Source organism: Rickettsia endosymbiont of Culicoides newsteadi (genome assembly GCF_002259525.1).
In the GTDB taxonomy this organism is placed as follows: domain Bacteria; phylum Pseudomonadota; class Alphaproteobacteria; order Rickettsiales; family Rickettsiaceae; genus Tisiphia.
The window spans coordinates 1-560 of record NZ_MWZE01000189.1 but is presented as its reverse complement, the minus strand read 5'-3'; the positions used below and the strand labels follow the sequence as shown (position 1 = coordinate 560).

Sequence of the window (560 nt, the reverse complement as noted above, 5' to 3'; positions counted from 1 at the left end):
ATTGCAGCTTGAAAAATGCAAAAATGGGAAACAAAATTATTATTTTTTTGTCTTGATTTTTCAGTCCAGTATCGTTAACAACAATTCCCCACCAACAAAGAATAAGCAACGAGTCTCTAGCTGATGCGATTCGAAAACCAGCAAGTAAGATAATTTCCTTGAGAACATCACTGCTGCCATTTTCTTTGGTACATTATCGCTGAACAAATGAACAAATTGTGTACCATGTCTACGCATAATGCCACCTGATGGCAGTAGCATAAAGTTAATCAACTTTTTAACGCCATTCTGATATAATGCCAGCTCAGTTCTGCCCTCAATAGTTGGCGTTAACTCACCACCTGAAAAATTGTTTTTTTGCGAATACACAAATTGTTCTTGCTGCATAGAGTATTTACACTTCTCCGGAATTAATCAGATTATAATCAACCGCGTAAATCCTTCTTGTTTCTTCTAATTTACGTCAATTCGGGATAAGGTTATATTTAGAGGAAAGTCGAAATTGCAATTTATGGAAGGTTTATTTTTCTTAAGAGAATAGGCAACTAGTGTAGAAAGTA

The 560-nt window shown here is 35.2% G+C and carries 1 protein-coding gene and 1 pseudogene; both read right to left on the bottom strand.

What is annotated here, in order from left to right; translation table 11 throughout:
• Positions 1-60 precede the first annotated feature (60 nt).
• Positions 61-387 (bottom strand): hypothetical protein, encoded by a 327-nt coding sequence (locus RiCNE_RS07205; RefSeq protein WP_094649855.1) that lies wholly within the window; start codon positions 385-387, stop codon positions 61-63.
• Between the two features lie 76 nt (positions 388-463).
• Positions 464-560 (bottom strand): annotated as a pseudogene (locus RiCNE_RS08660) (IS982 family transposase); the annotation flags it as partial.

Bases quoted from the DNA above. Each gene is read 5' to 3' on its own strand.
- RiCNE_RS07205 (WP_094649855.1), bottom strand. From the start codon at position 387: ATGCAGCAAGAACAATTTGTGTATTCGCAAAAAAACAATTTTTCAGGT.